Here is a 15,949-nt window from a genome sequence, read left to right on the forward strand (position 1 = left end):
TATGAACTCCTTCCCGGAGGTTTACACTTCCGGGGCATTACCTATCTAACTATTGGAGATCTTCTATACTAGCTCTCTATTAAGGGATTTCACTTGTGGATTTAGTTGTTTTACATTTTTATGTTTTACAACTAAATTATTTTGTAAAGCATAATCCCTCATTTCTTTTATTCTTCCTTCTGCTAGAAGTCTATTTATATCATAATTCATTTGAATTCCTCCTTAGTTTTCATACTACTATCATACACACTCTGACGTTTTTTAAACTCGGAACAGCGACTGATTTATAGGTATAAAAAACCCCTACTTTTTCAGTAGGGGTTTTCGGTCTAAAGGCTGAAACCAAGCTATTGTCAATTTTGAGTAGCGGCAGATTGCTCTACTTCAATACGTCTATCATGTTTGGTTTGCTGGATCATAAATAACGCTATAACCACTATAAGTAATACAGCACAAGCAATATACATGATGTGAAAATTATATCTCGCTACAATCATTCCAAGTACATAAGAACCTGTTGCGATTCCTATATCCCAAAAAATATAAAATGTAGCCGTAGCATGCCCGCTTCTCCCTGGCCCACCAGCTTGAATACACATCGTTTGGAAGCTTGGTAGCAAAGACCCACTGCCAAGGCCAATGATCCCCGCTGTTATTAGAAACATCCAAGCTGATTCCACATAACTTAACATGACTAATCCAACACTGAATATGACTAAGGATGGAATAATTACATATTTTGGTCCTTTCACATCAAATAATTGTCCAAATGACGGCCGAGCTAGGATCATAACAGCAGCAAAAACAACAAAGAAATAATTTGCTACATGAGATAATCCATTCGCATCTGCAAAGACACTGACATAGGAAAGTATACTAGAATATGCCAATCCAACAAGCAAACTAATAGCCGCAATCGAGAGCGCTTTGACCTCAATTAGGGCATCTAACGTAAATTTCTTAGCTTTCCGATCTCTGATTTTATATATTTCCTGTGGAACGTTTACTTGCATGGCACAAATAACACCTACCACAGCAATAATACTAATCAAGACAAATAGTACCTTATACGATATAAACTGGATAAGCGTTAAACCGATAAAAGGTCCAACGACCATTGCAATATTTGTAGCCATTGCAAAATACCCTAAACCAGCACCCTTTCTTTCATTTGGCACGATGTCTGCCGCAATTGCACTAGCAGCAGTAGTCACAACCCCAAAAGAAAGACCATGAATAAATCTTAAAATCATTAATCCTATGAAACTATCTATAAAAAAATAAAAAAACATGGTGCCTGTAAACAAGCCCGTGCTCCATAATAACGTCTTTTTCTTACCAAATTTATCTAAAAGGTTACCTGATATAGGTCTCATGGCAATCGCTGCAATTAACATAATCGTTACAACAAGTCCACCTTCTGCTTCCGAACCACCTAAGTCATTCAACACATACAAAGGAAGCGTAGTAAGCAACGTGTAAAAACCTATAAATACGATAAATTGTGTCAATGAAATGTTTATAAAATCTTTTGTCCAAATCTTAGCTTTATGATTATGCATGCTGTAATAATTTCTCCTTATCCTAATTTCCGTAATATGTTATGAAATAATTCCTTTTCTTCTTCCGACAAATTGGAAAGAATCTCCGCCTCATGGTCCGCTACGATCTTTTCAATTTCCTTATATCGCTCCATTGCATCATTTGTTAATTCAATATAATGCTGTCGTCTGTCTTTTCCTACTACTCGATTGACCCAGCCATTCTCTTCCATTCGCTTAACTGTTCTAGTAATCGTAGGTGGATTCACATGAAAATAGTTTGTGATCTCTGATTGCGTTTTGGGACCATTCTCGTACAAGTAGTACATAATCGACCATTGAGCATGGTATAAATCATGTGACTGTAATCGATCATTCAATTGTCTATTTATAAAACGAACACGTTGATTGAATAAATGAATGATATCACGATTTTTCATTACGGACCTCCATTACTTACCTAGGTAAGTATTTCTATCATGCTAATCTTACACCTATTTTTCACTGCTGTATAGGTCTTACTTTAAAATAGTAATATTAGAACAATTATCTATTGCTACTATAACGTACTTCTTATTTCAACAAAATAAGTCTTTATTCTTAACAGAAAACGACAAACTTTACTAGATTTATCTGATATTATGGTGAAAATAATGAAATAATAGAGTTGGGAGAGGCGACATGGAGAGAATTTTTGAACCATTTAAGAGGAAAACGGACGTTTCAGAGCAAAAACAAGCGACTATTGCAGAATTTCAGGAAGATAATATCTGCTTTTATCGTTTTATTGGTGGTAATCCCGGCGAGACGGAGACATTAGGGCATAAACTACAAAATTTAAAAAAGAGTAAACCATTACTTATCGGTCTCTTCCGCTTCCCATTTCGATTTGAAGGAAAACGTAGAAAAATGACTGCCCACGAACAATACTTCATCATGAAAGATTATTGTGATGCTATCATCTTCTTCCACAGTGATGAACTAATGCAAACAATAGATCCTACGATTCCTATCCACGAGGCCCACCAAGCTTTTGATGCAATTGAAGAGAGAGCAATTGGTACTATACGGGACATGGTAGAGGATACAGGAAAGGTGAATATCGATTATCATGATATTAAAGCTTTTATTTCCCGGAACCGTGGCCCCCTTTTTATATATACGATTGAAGGCAGAAGTTTTGACGAACCACTTAAATACCTAATTTCAACTCCCTATCTGCCAAAAGATTTTACCGAAGCAAAGCAATTAATGATTAACATCGGCTATACAAGAGGTGTAGATATGGAAGCCTTTAGACAAATCAACCTCCGCCTAAATGACTTGTTTGATAAAGCTGATTTATTTAAAATTGGTTCTTATTTAATTGATAAGCCTGGCCATCTTTTCAACATTTCATTACTAGTAAATGGTATACAGGATCCCGTGGATGCCCCAATAAAATCCAACAAAAATACGTTCTCTAAATATAAGAAAGTGATACGTAAATGGCTAGCAGAACCCAAGTAACCACTATTTATACTTACATTAAATTAAGTGAATCGTTCAAACTAAGCTATAAGGAGGGATTAACATGGCTAAGAATAAGAAGAAAAAAAATAAAAGTAAAGAAGAATTAAATGATATGAAGGGGAAGGAACGCTATCCTAAGAATAGGCAATAATGTAAGTGGGTAGTCCGAAACGTAATTGGGCTACCCCTCATTCATATAACGTAATCCCTTTCAACTTTCAGAATACATTTTCTCTTAAATTTCCTACGATTATATAGTAAAATACAGATATTTAATCATAATTAGAAAAGAGGGGGAATCTTGAAGAAATTCGGATTACTAACTAAAATTATTATTGCCATTATAGTAGGGATTATTATTGGCTCATTTGTCAATGAGTGGTTTATTCAGCTGCTTGCTACTTTTAATAGCATCTTTGGTAATTTTATTAGCTTTATTATCCCGTTCATTATTTTAGGATTTATTACACCAGGAATAGGTGAAATTGGCCGTGGAGCTGGAAAACTTCTCGGTATAAGTGCTTTCTTTGCTTATGCATCTACTATTTTAGCTGGAATTATTGCTTTTCTCGTAGCGAAGTCGCTTTATCCTTCTTTACTGAATGGACAATCCCTACAATCGGTGACAGATCCAACAGAAGGATTAACAGAGCCTTTCTTTACCGTTCCTATGACACCACCGTTCGAGGTTGTAACTGCGTTAATTATTTCGTTTGTGCTAGGAATTGGTCTAGCTTCTATTCACAGTGAAAAATTACTTGGTATCTTTTTAGACCTACGTGCTATTGTTCAATTAGTAATAGAAAAAGTAATTATTCCATTACTTCCTTTTCACATCTTAGGGATCTTTGCAAATATGACGTATACAGGACAAGTGGCAACCATTATTAGTGTTTTTGCAAAAGTAATGCTGATGATTCTTATTTTGCATCTATTATACCTGGTGTTCCAATATTCTATTGCGGGTACGCTAAGTCGTCAAAATCCTTTTGTAATGCTAAAAAAGATGTCACCAGCCTATTTTACTGCTTTAGGTACACAGTCTTCAGCTGCAACAATACCAGTAACCTTAAAGCAAACGAAATCCTTAGGTGTAAAGGAATCCATTGCGGATTTTACTATTCCTTTATATGCTAATATCCATTTATCAGGTAGTACTATTACACTTATTAGTTGTTCACTAGCAGTATTATTTCTTAATGGTGAACCAGCTACTATGCAGTCCTACCTTCCATTTATTTTAATGTTAGGAATTACAATGGTGGCAGCACCTGGTGTTCCTGGTGGAGCTGTTATGGCAGCTATTGGACTCTTAGAAACTATGCTTGGTTTTAATCAAGCAATGATATCGTTAATGATAGCCCTATATCTTGCCCAAGACAGTCTAGGAACAGCGTGTAATGTCACTGGTGATGGTGCCATCACATCGATCGTCAATACTATCTTTAAAAAGTAACTAAAAACAGACAGCTCTCGAAAAATAACGATTGCGAGAGGCTGTCTGTTTTTTTGGTATTATAAATAGGTACCTTCAATCAGAATTATGACACAGCCCAACAAGCGAGCTTTATTTAGATAATCCATAGCCCAAGAGATGCAATCACGTTTCATTGCCATTTTATTCGCCTTTTAGACTTCCTTTTACAGTCTCATCAATAGATACATATAGCACATCTTTTTCCCAATGGGATACTACTAGAATGGGTCACTCGTATGACTTTTTTAATAAAAGGTAGATTCTTCTTAATCCTGTAGAATCTTATAATAAAGTTGATCTGCTTCTTTATCCCATTCCACCGCAACTTCGATTTCCTTTCCTTCCTGATTGGAAATGATAAAGCTCGGTATTCCATGTTCTCCAGCAGATTTTAGCTGTTCTTCAAAAGCGTTGGTGACATCCTCATTTAATAGCTCATTTAGCTCTTTTATTATTTGATCATGTGAAAGCTTCTTCATCCTGATGCTCCTTAGCTTCTTATTATATTATGATCTTTTGTCATTTTTCATTGCTTCATCTGCTAACTGGTCCATAGATTTTATCTTACCATGCGGATTTTTAGCATTTTTTCTTGCTTGCCATTGTCTATCTTTTTCTCTCTTTGAATCAGTCATGAGGAGTTCTCCTTACTATGTCATTTTATCCTTGTTTATTTTGCCTTGCTTTTTTAGCCTTAGCTTTATGTGCTTGATTAGCTTTGGCACTACCAAACTCTGTCGAGAATTCTGTGTCTTGAACACTGGAGTCGAAGCCTTGTTTATTTTTTTGATCAGGACGATTTTTCTTTGTCTTCTTCGCCATTGCCTTATCCTCCTTTTTCTTATAGTATGGAACAGCAAATTTAGAAATATGCTATGATCCTAAGAAATAAGGAGGATACATTCTAATTCCGTAACTTGTTACTCACCTAATATCTCTCTTGTGCGGTTCAATATTTCTTCATCCTTTAAACGAAACTTAAATTCTACCCGTCTCGATTCTTCTGCATTATATTCGCCATTTTCATCGGTTCGGTAATCTGAATAAGATTTACTATTGACCGTTAATTTTTGTTCCAAATGTTCTTGGATGTTTTTATAGGGAAATTCTTCTCCTAATATATAGGAGGCAACACTAAATGCTCTGTCCTGGGCAAGCTCTAAGTTGTATAGATATCCACCACTTCGGTCTGTATGCCCTTCAATAATAATTTCAGCCACATAATCTTCATAACCACTTTCTAACAACACATCTAGATACTTTGGCACAAACTCGTCTAGGAATTGATACGACTCGGGCTTTAAATCCGCTCGATCAAATTCAAACAGAATATCCGTATCAAATAAAATGGCACCGGTTTTATCATCCACTGTGATTCCTGTAGTAGAATCGTTAAATTCAGCCTTAAGCTCATTCACTAAATGTACTCTAACTCCCATGATTTGATCAATTGTCCGCTTCATCTCTTCAATTTGTAATGATTTGATGACCATCATGACAATGAAAATTAAGATAAAGCATAACAAAATAATCGTCAGTACATCTGTGAAGGATGGCCAAAACTGACCCTCATCATTTTCTCGCTTAAATAATCGCTGGTATTTAGTATCCATTTTGATTCATTCCTATTCCCGGAGGTCTGGATGGCCCTTGTTGACTGACAACACTAAGTTGCCTAATTAAAGCTTGCATCTCTCTCCCTAATTCTTGGAGTATGTGTTGTAAATTCTGTGCATTCGTTTGTTGTATTTGCTCGTTTAATCTGCGGATTTCCATAAATTCACGTTTAATATGTTCATTTGTATTATCCATGGAGTGTGATATGTTCCGAACTACCTGATCTATACGATTACCAAATGAACCTTCAAAGTTGTTGATATAGTTGGTAAGAGCATCCTTTAATACTATTACACTCGCTTCCATTTGGTTCTCTCGATGATTATAGGATTGGTTCATCTGAGATATTTTCGAATCGATTTCCTGCATCAGTTGGTTATTTTTCATACTCACTTGTTCAAATGTTTTCGTTACTTCACGTAGATGCCTTTCAAATGCTACCGATTCTGTCGTATGCTCTTTCAAATGATTACTAAAGGTTCGATTAAAATGCTTCAATTCCTCAAACCGATCCGTCAAAAGTTGTTTATATTCTGCTTGTGTATGATTAATGACATCTAGTGCTTCTGGCAGGCCAGAAATCGATTCCCCTAGTCGGTCGAATTCTCTTGAAAGCTCCCCTAAATAAGTTGTAATCCCTGCCAATCTAGACGATAAATCATTTCCGAAAATTTGTTTAAACTCTTTATTATGACTATCCATTCGTTTAACTAATTGATTACTTTGATTTACAATTTGACCGATCGAATCCCCTACTGTTTTTTGTCCTTGTAAGATTGATGATGTGAAGTCCTTCAAATCAGATACGACATTTTTCATATGAAGTAAGGATTCTTTTTGCGTATCAGACGCTTCTTTAATTTGTTCATATGTCCCCTCAACCGTTTTAACAATACGCTCATTCTTTTCCTCTACTTTATTAAAGTAAGCAAATAGTGAATCAAAGTTCGCGTTTAATCGAGCAGTCCCTTCACTAAATCCAACTGTTACCTCTTTCATCTGATTAAAAAGTTGATGAAATTCTCCTAGGTTCTTTGATAATCCATCATTGAAGGCTGCTAAATCCTTTGCTGATTGTTGTAATCCAGTTGTATATTCTTGAAATCCTTCAAAAGCTCGTTCAATATTACCTAGAGATTGTTGATTCGATTCTTGCAATTGAACGATAGACTGATTAATCATTTCTGAGACTTGAATCAAACGCCCCATGCTATTTTCATCATTACCTTCTAGACTTGATTCTACTTTCAGCATAATGTCGGTAAGCATATGCTCTGTATTAAACGCTTTTACCAAAATCGTCATAATTAAAGAAAATCCCATACCTGCAATACTCGTGTAAAAGGCAACGTCAATTCCTGCTAATACAGCTGCAATATTTTCAACTAGTTGTTCTCCTGTAGCATTAATGGTTCCAAGTGAAATAGTTAGACCAATAAACGTTCCAAGAACACCAAGTAATATAAACACCGAAATTGTCATTTGTATCATTTTAATTAAATTCACCACAGGAATTCCAAAAATTCTCCAGCTTGAAAACCTTTCCTGGACAAACGTCTCTCGTGCAACAGATTCAATTTGACTCCTTCTTTCAAACTCTTGGTAAAATGATGCCAGTGGTTCAATATCCATCCTGTTTGTTTCTTTAAAGTAATTTCGTAGCTTGTTAAGTTTATTAAATACAATGAAATGAACTAAAACAGAAATAATAAACCCTAGTATAAGCATCAAAAATATCAGCTCTATTAGGGGACTTGACAATATTGCTTCCGCCTTTTCCTTACTTGTAAAGATTTCTAATATAAATTGCACCACTACTTACCTCTCCCGCCAAATAAGATTCTCGTACGCTTATTAGTACATCCTATTCGAGAGCTAGATAAATCATGAATGCTTGTCAGAACAATATAATGAAAATTATGTAATGGGGGTATATTGCAGGGGGAATGTTAGGTATTTTACATTACCTTTTTTGTAGTTCTTCCCTATTTAGGGAACAGACGGGGGTTCTCTGTTACCTTGATCGGCGGTTCTTCCTCTTTTTGGGCACTGACGAGGCCTCTCTGTTACCTTGGCCGACGATTACTCCTCGTTTAGGGCACTGATGATGGCTCTCTGTTACCTTGGCCGACGATTACTCCTCGTTTAGGGCACTGATGATGGCTCTCTGTTACCTCGGCCGACGGTTCCTCCTCTTTTTGGGCACTGAGGATGGCTCTCTGTTACCTTGATCGGCGATTCCTCCTCATTTAGGGCACTGAGGGTGGCTCTCTGTTACCTTGGTCGACGGTTCTTCCACATTTTGGGCACAGACGAGGACAATCCGTTACCTCCCTCTCTCCATTCAGAAAGCCCAATACAATTTATCCCAAAAAAGGTGCCACATACAGTTGGCACCTTTGCAAATAGTAGGTATTACATTAATCTAACTCTTTCACTAACTCAGCCATTAGTTCTTTACTAGTAACTAGCTTTTCTCCACCACCTTGTGCAATTGTATCTGTTCCTCCACCTTTACCATTAATCCGAGGTAATACTTGCTTTAGCACTTGGTTCATTTTCATAGGTACATTAGAACCGCAAGCACAAACGATTTGAAGTTTATCAATTGTTTCGTTAACAAAGCATACTATTGTATTAGTTGACTTAGCAGTAATATTTTTAGCTAATTGTTGAAGCTCTGGCATAGTCCTATTTTCAAATACCAGCTCAATTAATCGGAAACCATTCTGATTGGTATACTTTTCCATTAAAGAAGCAGCTTCATAATCGATTAGTTGTAGCTTTAAATCTTTAACTGTATTTTCAAGTTCCCTTGTTTGTTCTATTACTCGTTTTGTAGCTTCTATCAACTGTTCTTGAGGTGTACTTAGTATTACTGTTAACCCTTGAATAACTTGGTGCTTTTCATGTAATTGATGACGTACTCTTTTTCCACAGACAAAATATAAACGGGTATGTTTTTTATGCTTTTCCCAATGTAAAATTTCAATTGACCCTACTTGGCCGGTTGAATTAGGATGTGTTCCACCACAACCGTTATAATCAAAGTCCGGAATGATGACTAGTCGAATATTATGCTTTACAGATACTTCTTTTCTCAAACGATAATGGATTAATTCATCCTTCGTTACCCATCTTGTTTCAATTGGTCGATTTTCTATAATGATGATATTAGCGATATTCTCCACTGCTAACGCCTCTTCTTTCGTAAGGTGGTCCGTTGCTAAATCAATCGAGCAAAGTTCCTTACCTAGGTGAAAGCTAACTGTTTTATATCCATATTCCTCTTCAAATGCAGCGGAAAGAATGTGTTGACCCGCATGCTGTTGCATGTGATCTAGACGTCTCTCCCAATCAATTTCACCCACACACTCCTGACCCTTGTCCAGTGTTCCATTTAGGTAATGACGAATTTCTCCATTTATTTCCACTACATCATAGACCTCTATATCATTTAGTGTACCTGTATCATGAGGTTGTCCACCACCTGTAGGATAAAATGCTGTTTGGTCTAACACAACATAAAATTTCCCTTGTTCATCATTCCCATTATGTAAAATGCTTGCTGTAAATCGTCCCAAATATGGATCTTGATAATATAGCTTTTCTGTCTTCACGCTTTCTTCACCTCTTATGACGTTAGTTCTTGATTATTACTATACCCCTCTTAATAAAGGAAAGGAAGTTTTTGTATAGAAGATAGGATTCTCATACATTTATCCTATTTAAAAAAGAGTAACCAACATTACTTGGCTACTCTTCATATTTAGGCATTCTTATTGATATGGACTTGATGTGGGAAAGGTATTTCTATACCGTTTTGATCAAACGCTTCTTTAATGGCTTTACGTAAATTCCGTTCGACTGCCCACTGTTCTCCATTCTTTGTTTTACCAATCACACGAAGTACTACCTCAGATGCACCAAAAGCTTGTACACCAATCACATCTGGGCCTTCGACGATGTTCTCATCCTCTGCTGCAATCCGCTCACATACTTGCTGCAAAATTTGTGTCGCTTTATCAATATCATCATCATAAGAAATACCTATATCGACAAGCGCACGCATATTTCCTCGGGAATGATTACTAACATTCGTAATTTCACGGTTGGGTACAAAGTGTAATGTACCATCCATTCCTCTTAATTTCGTAGTACGAAGACCAACCTCCTCAACTACTCCATCTTTCCCTGCTACTGTCACATAATCTCCAACATCAATTTGTTGCTCCAATAAAATAAAGAAACCAGTAACTACATCACTGACTAGGCCTTGTGCACCGAAACCGATGGCTAGACCCACAATACCGGCACCTGCTAATAACGTAGTAATATCAAATTGAAAGATAGAAAAAATAAATCCAGCAAAAATAAACAATAAGAAATATGTAAATATATTTTGCGTAATAGATTCTAATGTCTTCGCTCTACCCAAAGTCATTTCTTCTTGTTTCCGATTAAATACCTTCCTTATTGCACGAGTCCCTATAGACTTCACAATAAAATACAAAATGACAATAGCAATTACTCGAATTGCAATATTTCCAACTTGAAGTAATAAGTCTGTCCAATTAATATCATCTATCCAATCTAACATATTTTCACCCTCAACCTATTTTAATCTAGTAATCTATTTACAGATTACGAATAAAGTATTCCCTTAATCTATCAAAATTAAACATCACTCGTCAAACGATAACCTAATACGCCTTTTATGTAGAAACGTGCTAGGGAACCTTGAACCAAATTTCCTAGCACGGATATTAAATAACCGTATAATACGGTTCATATCTTGGATGCTTAAAAAATGGTGGTCTGTTTGCTGTCAACGGCAAACGAAATTGGATTCCAGGCAAATATGATACAGTTACCTTACTATCGGATTGATTCAATAACAGCAGTTGAACCTCTGGATTATAGTAATAATTCATGACACCGAAGCCTCCCATTCTTAATTTCTAGCTATTTTATTCGACATCGTGCATAAATGAGACTGTACTACTCCAACCAGGCACACCATTCGCCCATATCGAATAGAGTAATTATTAACAAGAAGGAGGAATCGTTCGTATGTCAAAAGATAACTCTAAGAATCAATCCTATCCAATGTATCCAAACTATGGAAAAATCACCAAATATCAGGAAGTTCCGATAACAGTACCTGAACAACGGCAATACCGCCAGCCTGGAATCGAAAGTCTCATAGTGCCACAACCAATCATTGAGAACCCCAATTACAAAGGTAGTGGAAAATTAAAAGGAAAAGTCGCGTTAATCACTGGTGGCGACAGTGGTATGGGAGCTGCTGCCGCTATTGCCTTTGCTAAGGAAGGCGCTGACGTAGCGATTTCCTATTTGGATGAGCACGAGGATGCCAATAGAACTAAGAATAGAGTAGAAGCGTTAGGTAGACAATGTCTGCTTTTACCTGGTGATCTCAGGGAAAAACAACAATGTATTGCTATTGTCCAACAGACATTGGAAACATTCGGCGAACTGCATATCCTTTGTAATCATGTTGGCATCCAGTTTCAACAATTAAGTTTATTAGATATAACCGATGAACAATTCGATGAAACGTTTAAAGTCAATATATATTCTCACTTTTATACTACTCGTGAAGCATTAAAATACTTGAAGGAAGGTAGTTCCATTATAAATACCGCCTCTGTTGTGACATTTTTTGGCAACGATCAATTAATCGATTATACCGCAACAAAAGGAGCAAACATTGGCTTCACCCGCGCACTTGCAAGAAATTTAGCAGATAAAGGAATTCGCGTTAATGCCATTGCTCCTGGTAGAATTTGGACTCCACTAATCCCTGCAAGCTTCTCAGCGGATGAAGTAACACAAGTGAATAACCTAATGGACCGTCAAGCTCAGCCTTTTGAAGTAGCACCAACCTTTGTTTATCTTGCCTCAGATGATTCACGCTTTGTTACTGGTCAGGTGTTACATGTCAATGGCGGTGAGATTTTCGGATAAATAATCGGGATACTACTATCCCGATTATTATTTTGTGGATGGTTCTTGTTGACTCATTTGATTTTCCCACTCTTTATTTATCCTATCAATAAGCTCTTCAACAGAACAATCCAATATTTTCACCGGAATATTAACTTGAGAAGGTAATATGCCCTTATTCATCCGATTTAACATTTTCTTAATAGAGCTACTTCGATTAACAATTAAATCAGGATCTTTTGTAAAAATCCCGAGGTATGTTTGACCACCAAATTGAATGAAATCAATATCTTCTATCTCTTCCCATCTAATTAATCCAGCCGCAATATATGTAGATTGATCTGTTATTCCTTCTTGATTAATGATAATAGCTGGTTTCCTTTTTGCCATTGTTTTCACCCAATAAACCATGCAAAGGCCAAAGAAGACAAAAGCAACTCCACCGATAAGAAGAAACGTTAGACGATCACTCCCGTTATCAATTAGTCCTATTAAAAAAAGTATTACCCCAATAGCTACAAAAATAAGGCAACCGATTCCATATAAGATCATCTTCCCTTTTTTAGGGTAAATTACTAATTCTTTCATCATTCTCCCTCCTTCCGTTACGTTACCGAGTATACCCTTTGTTCTAATTGCTTCAAGGGGCAAAAGTCCCCTCTAAAAACCAGGACTTTAGTCAGATTTCACTCTCTATTAAGGTTTAAAAGAAGTAAAGCAGGAGTTGTAGGGATTAAGGAGAGTCATAGTACATCAGACTCTCCCCCTATGCTTGTTTAGATATTCCCGAATAATCTCTCGATGACTTCCGACCATTCTTTCTGGCAATTCTGTTGGTGGAAAGAATTCAAACGTTATTGATTCTGCTTCGTCCACCTGTATTTCACCTTCATATTCATTGGTATAATAAGCAACTGTCACAACGTAAAACTGATCTCCATTTTCAGCAATAATAAAATGGTCCTCGCCAGAATAGACATTAATTAAGTGAAGCCTACCAATGGTCAGTCCGGTTTCTTCCTTAACTTCTCTTCTTGCTACATCTTCCGTTGATTCTCCAAGTTCCATTAACCCTCCAGGAATTCCCCAGACTCCATTTGGAAACCTTCGTTGTTGCAGTAGAATACTCCCTTCAGTGTTCGTAATGATTGCCACAGCACCAACAAAGATTAACGGTCTATGGCCTACTATTTCCCTCAAATCCTCTACATATCCCATCTATTTGCTCCTTTATCTAAAATTATCGATCGGACTTGATGATGATAATTACTGAACAGCTTCTCTAGCCCATAAAGTAGTGATTTTTGACTAGTACTTGTACCGTTACAAGGTAAACAAGCGAGTAAAAAATATCCTTCATTTTAACTATATTCATGATTACTAGAAATGATATGGTTGTAAGTACTACCAATGAACTTGCCTATTTTTATAACTTATTCGGTATTTCCCTTATCCTTTAAGCTACATTCCGTAAAACATGAAAGAATATATTTGACAGACTATTCCTTCATTATAAGTGCTAGCATAATATTCGAAAAGTTATTATCCGCAAAATTCCCACCATAAGAAAAAAAAAACACATTCGCTAAAAGAAGGGCGGATGTGTTTTTTCTTATACAGGGAGGATAGTTTTCATACGTTCCAATCTGCTAAAAAATCTTCATGATGCCTTTATCTATCAGTAAGAACTCATTGTTACTATTCCTACCTTGAATCTAGTGATCGTATTACTTCACCGGTAATAGCATTTAATTCAATTGCAGTGTTTCCATTCTTTGTTTTTAATTCTAGCTCGTATATATAGATGCCCTTATTTACATCTAGTACCATTTGAACAACGGTGCCTTCTATAACACTTTCTGCAAGTTCAATTGCTTGAAGCTCTGTGATTAAATTTGGGAAAGTAGCTTGTTCCATATTTTCCTCCTACCAATCTACATTATCGTTAAATTCATCTGTACGTTAATTGTTTGTTATGTCTATGTGTTAAGTGTCTTATGTGTAAATTCAATTGCAGAGAATAGTAATTGTCTCTTCTTTAATATAGCCATAAATCCTTAAAGAAAAATAACAGTTAAATTAAAATTTGATTAGAATCATATTAATTCATTCCTTAGACATCATATTCGATACTTATCAAAACTATTAGTGCAAGCATCATATTTTTAACGTTTAGTTTTTTTCTTTCCATAAAAAAGTTTATAAAAACAAAAAAGGGAATATCTCTAACACAGAGACTTCCCTTTGTTTCCTACTACTTCTTCCCATCATTTAATTCCATCGCTTCTTCAGGACTAGACATAATGGTTGAACCCTTGTAACGCAATCCTACATCACGATCAGATTCTACACGCTTACTTTTCTTTAACTTTTTTTCTTGGCGGTCTTTTCCCATCTTAGCACCTCCTATTACTAAGATGGTTTTTTTGTTTGGAATTATTCCTTAACTTTTGACCAATCCTCTTATTATGCTCATATATGCTATTCAACTACTATTTAGGAGTGGAAAGCGATATAAAAAGGAACTATGGAATTAGTTAACCTAGATTACAAACATACCATGCACCAAGTACGTTGACGCATGGTATGTTCTAATTAGCTATCTAAATAAATCATAATAGCGTCTCGTAAAAATTGTGTACCGCCTTTTATAGCAGTGTCATAATAAGCAGTAAACCGTTCATCTGCCACATACATTTCAGCTAGGCCCGCATGTGCTTCTTTGGAATAATTCGTCCATGAATACAGTAGCCATTGCTTATGTTTCTCAGCTAGTTGTTGTGCTTTTTCTGATGCTGGATCGCCCGTTTTATAAGCTTCTTTTAATAAATTCATTATTTCTTCACCAAGCTCTGTCATTGCTTGATAATCCCCTTGTGTCATCCCTCTTAATTTTGTATTACTTGCCTCAACGATATCATTCCCGTATTTTTCACGGATTTCTTTGCCATATTTCTTTTCATTCTCTTCCATCAACTTTTCTTTAAATCCAGCAAATTTTTCATTATCCTGCATGGGTACTCCTCCTTCCATACTGGCAATTGTATTTTCGACGGTTGCCATAATCTGGTCAAGACGGGCTCTCTTTTGCTTTAATTTTTCATGATGATTCTTCAGTGCTTCTTTTCGATTGAAATCTGGTTGTTGGATGATTTCCATAATATCCTCTAGACTTACATCTAACTCTCTGTAAAACAAAATTTGCTGAAGTAGATCTACTTCTTCTTGCCCATAAATACGATAGCCAGATGAATTAATTCTTGCCGGCTTCAATAATCCAATCTGATCATAATAACGGAGCGTGCGTCCGCTTACTCCAGAAATACGGGCAAGTTTATTTACTGTGTACTCCATAGTGATTCCCCTCCCGACAACCTCATCATAAACCTTTACGTAACGTTAAGGTCAAGGGGCATATTAAAATTCATAAAGAAAAAAGAAAACGTACCTTTTTACTGTGTTGTGTAGGATTGAACCGGATGCTTTTTGGAATTGAATCAAGGGGGTTTGTTTTGCTTTTGGAAGAATCTGGAGAAGGCATCGGAGAGATTTCGGAGGGAAGATTGGACTGCAATGCTGTCTACTTCTTTTAACCAGCTTAATAAATTTTCAACTGAGGTAGTTGAGCAGAACAAGCGTTATACATCAGTCCTTTTCCTGTTTGTAGGTGTCGTTCCATTTTGCTAAAAAATGGTTAAAAACAAAACAAGAACAGCCAATAGTTTTCGCAATCTGTCTTTTCGGTTCTATCGTTGGATAGATACGGAATTTATAGGCTTTTTTGACGAATGTTGCTTGCACCTCTTTCAGTATCACGATACCTCTATTATAC

General features: G+C 36.2%; 19 protein-coding genes and 1 pseudogene. 3 read left to right on the top strand and 17 right to left on the bottom strand.

The features are described from left to right. Window positions 1–63: 63 nt before the first annotated feature. From MKY78_RS01625 to MKY78_RS01635, 3 genes are all read right to left on the bottom strand, one after another. Window positions 64–210, bottom strand: coding sequence for a hypothetical protein (locus MKY78_RS01625; RefSeq protein ID WP_339215688.1), 147 nt, complete (start codon window positions 208–210; stop codon window positions 64–66). A 143-nt stretch (window positions 211–353) separates the two neighbouring features. After that, window positions 354–1,562, bottom strand: coding sequence for an MFS transporter (locus MKY78_RS01630; RefSeq protein WP_339215689.1), 1,209 nt, complete (start codon window positions 1,560–1,562; stop codon window positions 354–356). A 17-nt stretch (window positions 1,563–1,579) separates the two neighbouring features. Beyond that, on the bottom strand, window positions 1,580–1,981 hold the full coding sequence (locus tag MKY78_RS01635) for a MarR family transcriptional regulator (protein WP_339215691.1): 402 nt from the start codon (window positions 1,979–1,981) through the stop codon (window positions 1,580–1,582). A gap of 241 nt (window positions 1,982–2,222) precedes the next feature. Between MKY78_RS01635 and MKY78_RS01640 the strand changes: the two genes are divergently transcribed. After that, a complete protein-coding gene (locus tag MKY78_RS01640; protein ID WP_339215692.1) occupies window positions 2,223–3,050 on the top strand; it encodes a cell division protein FtsZ in 828 nt (275 codons plus the stop codon). A gap of 304 nt (window positions 3,051–3,354) precedes the next feature. Further along, complete coding sequence (locus MKY78_RS01645; protein WP_339215694.1) at window positions 3,355–4,509, top strand: dicarboxylate/amino acid:cation symporter; 1,155 nt, start codon at window positions 3,355–3,357, stop codon at window positions 4,507–4,509. A 287-nt stretch (window positions 4,510–4,796) separates the two neighbouring features. Here the strand turns inward: MKY78_RS01645 and MKY78_RS01650 are convergent, their stop codons facing one another. The 8 genes from MKY78_RS01650 to MKY78_RS01685 all read right to left on the bottom strand — a co-directional run bounded on the left by MKY78_RS01650 (window position 4,797) and on the right by MKY78_RS01685 (window position 11,081). Continuing rightward, complete coding sequence (locus tag MKY78_RS01650; protein WP_339215695.1) at window positions 4,797–5,009, bottom strand: hypothetical protein; 213 nt, start codon at window positions 5,007–5,009, stop codon at window positions 4,797–4,799. Between the two features lie 27 nt (window positions 5,010–5,036). Next, window positions 5,037–5,165 carry a DUF6254 family protein gene (locus MKY78_RS01655; RefSeq protein WP_339215696.1) on the bottom strand — a complete coding sequence of 43 codons (129 nt, stop codon included), beginning with the start codon at window positions 5,163–5,165 and terminating at the stop codon, window positions 5,037–5,039. A 25-nt stretch (window positions 5,166–5,190) separates the two neighbouring features. Continuing rightward, window positions 5,191–5,352, bottom strand: a complete 162-nt coding sequence (locus tag MKY78_RS01660; protein WP_339215697.1) for a hypothetical protein — start codon at window positions 5,350–5,352, stop codon at window positions 5,191–5,193. Between the two features lie 98 nt (window positions 5,353–5,450). After that, window positions 5,451–6,143: an OmpA family protein gene (locus tag MKY78_RS01665; protein ID WP_339215698.1), complete on the bottom strand. Its 693-nt coding sequence runs from the start codon at window positions 6,141–6,143 to the stop codon at window positions 5,451–5,453. Further along, window positions 6,133–7,962: a MotA/TolQ/ExbB proton channel family protein gene (locus MKY78_RS01670; protein ID WP_339215700.1), complete on the bottom strand. Its 1,830-nt coding sequence runs from the start codon at window positions 7,960–7,962 to the stop codon at window positions 6,133–6,135. The genes MKY78_RS01665 and MKY78_RS01670 overlap by 11 nt, the downstream gene beginning before the upstream one ends. Before the next feature lie 605 nt (window positions 7,963–8,567). Then, on the bottom strand, window positions 8,568–9,767 hold the full coding sequence (locus MKY78_RS01675; RefSeq protein WP_339215702.1) for a DHHA1 domain-containing protein: 1,200 nt from the start codon (window positions 9,765–9,767) through the stop codon (window positions 8,568–8,570). A 149-nt stretch (window positions 9,768–9,916) separates the two neighbouring features. Then, window positions 9,917–10,747 (bottom strand): mechanosensitive ion channel family protein, encoded by an 831-nt coding sequence (locus tag MKY78_RS01680; protein WP_339215704.1) that lies wholly within the window; start codon window positions 10,745–10,747, stop codon window positions 9,917–9,919. A gap of 166 nt (window positions 10,748–10,913) precedes the next feature. Continuing rightward, window positions 10,914–11,081, bottom strand: a complete 168-nt coding sequence (locus tag MKY78_RS01685) for a hypothetical protein (RefSeq protein ID WP_339215706.1) — start codon at window positions 11,079–11,081, stop codon at window positions 10,914–10,916. 139 nt (window positions 11,082–11,220) lie between these two features. On the opposite strand from MKY78_RS01685, the gene MKY78_RS01690 reads away from it, so the two are divergent. Further along, window positions 11,221–12,138, top strand: a complete 918-nt coding sequence (locus MKY78_RS01690; RefSeq protein WP_339215708.1) for an SDR family oxidoreductase — start codon at window positions 11,221–11,223, stop codon at window positions 12,136–12,138. Between the two features lie 27 nt (window positions 12,139–12,165). Here MKY78_RS01690 and MKY78_RS01695 read toward each other — a convergent pair whose 3' ends face one another. From MKY78_RS01695 to MKY78_RS01720, 6 genes and pseudogenes are all read right to left on the bottom strand, one after another. After that, window positions 12,166–12,705, bottom strand: coding sequence for an STM3941 family protein (locus tag MKY78_RS01695; protein ID WP_339215710.1), 540 nt, complete (start codon window positions 12,703–12,705; stop codon window positions 12,166–12,168). A 165-nt stretch (window positions 12,706–12,870) separates the two neighbouring features. Further along, window positions 12,871–13,335 carry an NUDIX hydrolase gene (locus tag MKY78_RS01700; RefSeq protein ID WP_339215711.1) on the bottom strand — a complete coding sequence of 155 codons (465 nt, stop codon included), beginning with the start codon at window positions 13,333–13,335 and terminating at the stop codon, window positions 12,871–12,873. Window positions 13,336–13,821: 486 nt separating this feature from the next. Further along, window positions 13,822–14,034: a PepSY domain-containing protein gene (locus MKY78_RS01705; RefSeq protein ID WP_186870055.1), complete on the bottom strand. Its 213-nt coding sequence runs from the start codon at window positions 14,032–14,034 to the stop codon at window positions 13,822–13,824. Window positions 14,035–14,371: 337 nt separating this feature from the next. Next, complete coding sequence (locus MKY78_RS01710) at window positions 14,372–14,512, bottom strand: YpzI family protein (protein WP_064965382.1); 141 nt, start codon at window positions 14,510–14,512, stop codon at window positions 14,372–14,374. A gap of 200 nt (window positions 14,513–14,712) precedes the next feature. Beyond that, on the bottom strand, window positions 14,713–15,471 hold the full coding sequence (locus MKY78_RS01715; RefSeq protein ID WP_339215714.1) for a MerR family transcriptional regulator: 759 nt from the start codon (window positions 15,469–15,471) through the stop codon (window positions 14,713–14,715). Between the two features lie 146 nt (window positions 15,472–15,617). Further along, window positions 15,618–15,918, bottom strand: a pseudogene (locus MKY78_RS01720) (helix-turn-helix domain-containing protein); the annotation flags it as partial. Window positions 15,919–15,949 lie beyond the last annotated feature (31 nt).

The sequence above is a fragment of the Ornithinibacillus sp. FSL M8-0202 genome (assembly GCF_037975285.1).
Classification (GTDB): Bacteria; Bacillota; Bacilli; order Bacillales; family Amphibacillaceae; genus Ornithinibacillus; species Ornithinibacillus massiliensis.

Coding starts and splice junctions, on each gene's coding strand:
- MKY78_RS01625 (WP_339215688.1), bottom strand. CDS start 210: ATGAATTATGATATAAATAGACTTCTAGCAGAAGGAAGAATAAAAGAA.
- MKY78_RS01630 (WP_339215689.1), bottom strand. CDS start 1,562: ATGCATAATCATAAAGCTAAGATTTGGACAAAAGATTTTATAAACATT.
- MKY78_RS01635 (WP_339215691.1), bottom strand. CDS start 1,981: ATGAAAAATCGTGATATCATTCATTTATTCAATCAACGTGTTCGTTTT.
- MKY78_RS01640 (WP_339215692.1), top strand. CDS start 2,223: ATGGAGAGAATTTTTGAACCATTTAAGAGGAAAACGGACGTTTCAGAG.
- MKY78_RS01650 (WP_339215695.1), bottom strand. CDS start 5,009: ATGAAGAAGCTTTCACATGATCAAATAATAAAAGAGCTAAATGAGCTA.
- MKY78_RS01655 (WP_339215696.1), bottom strand. CDS start 5,165: ATGACTGATTCAAAGAGAGAAAAAGATAGACAATGGCAAGCAAGAAAA.
- MKY78_RS01660 (WP_339215697.1), bottom strand. CDS start 5,352: ATGGCGAAGAAGACAAAGAAAAATCGTCCTGATCAAAAAAATAAACAA.
- MKY78_RS01665 (WP_339215698.1), bottom strand. CDS start 6,143: ATGGATACTAAATACCAGCGATTATTTAAGCGAGAAAATGATGAGGGT.
- MKY78_RS01680 (WP_339215704.1), bottom strand. CDS start 10,747: ATGTTAGATTGGATAGATGATATTAATTGGACAGACTTATTACTTCAA.
- MKY78_RS01685 (WP_339215706.1), bottom strand. CDS start 11,081: ATGAATTATTACTATAATCCAGAGGTTCAACTGCTGTTATTGAATCAA.
- MKY78_RS01690 (WP_339215708.1), top strand. CDS start 11,221: ATGTCAAAAGATAACTCTAAGAATCAATCCTATCCAATGTATCCAAAC.
- MKY78_RS01695 (WP_339215710.1), bottom strand. CDS start 12,705: ATGAAAGAATTAGTAATTTACCCTAAAAAAGGGAAGATGATCTTATAT.
- MKY78_RS01700 (WP_339215711.1), bottom strand. CDS start 13,335: ATGGGATATGTAGAGGATTTGAGGGAAATAGTAGGCCATAGACCGTTA.
- MKY78_RS01705 (WP_186870055.1), bottom strand. CDS start 14,034: ATGGAACAAGCTACTTTCCCAAATTTAATCACAGAGCTTCAAGCAATT.
- MKY78_RS01710 (WP_064965382.1), bottom strand. CDS start 14,512: ATGGGAAAAGACCGCCAAGAAAAAAAGTTAAAGAAAAGTAAGCGTGTA.
- MKY78_RS01715 (WP_339215714.1), bottom strand. CDS start 15,471: ATGGAGTACACAGTAAATAAACTTGCCCGTATTTCTGGAGTAAGCGGA.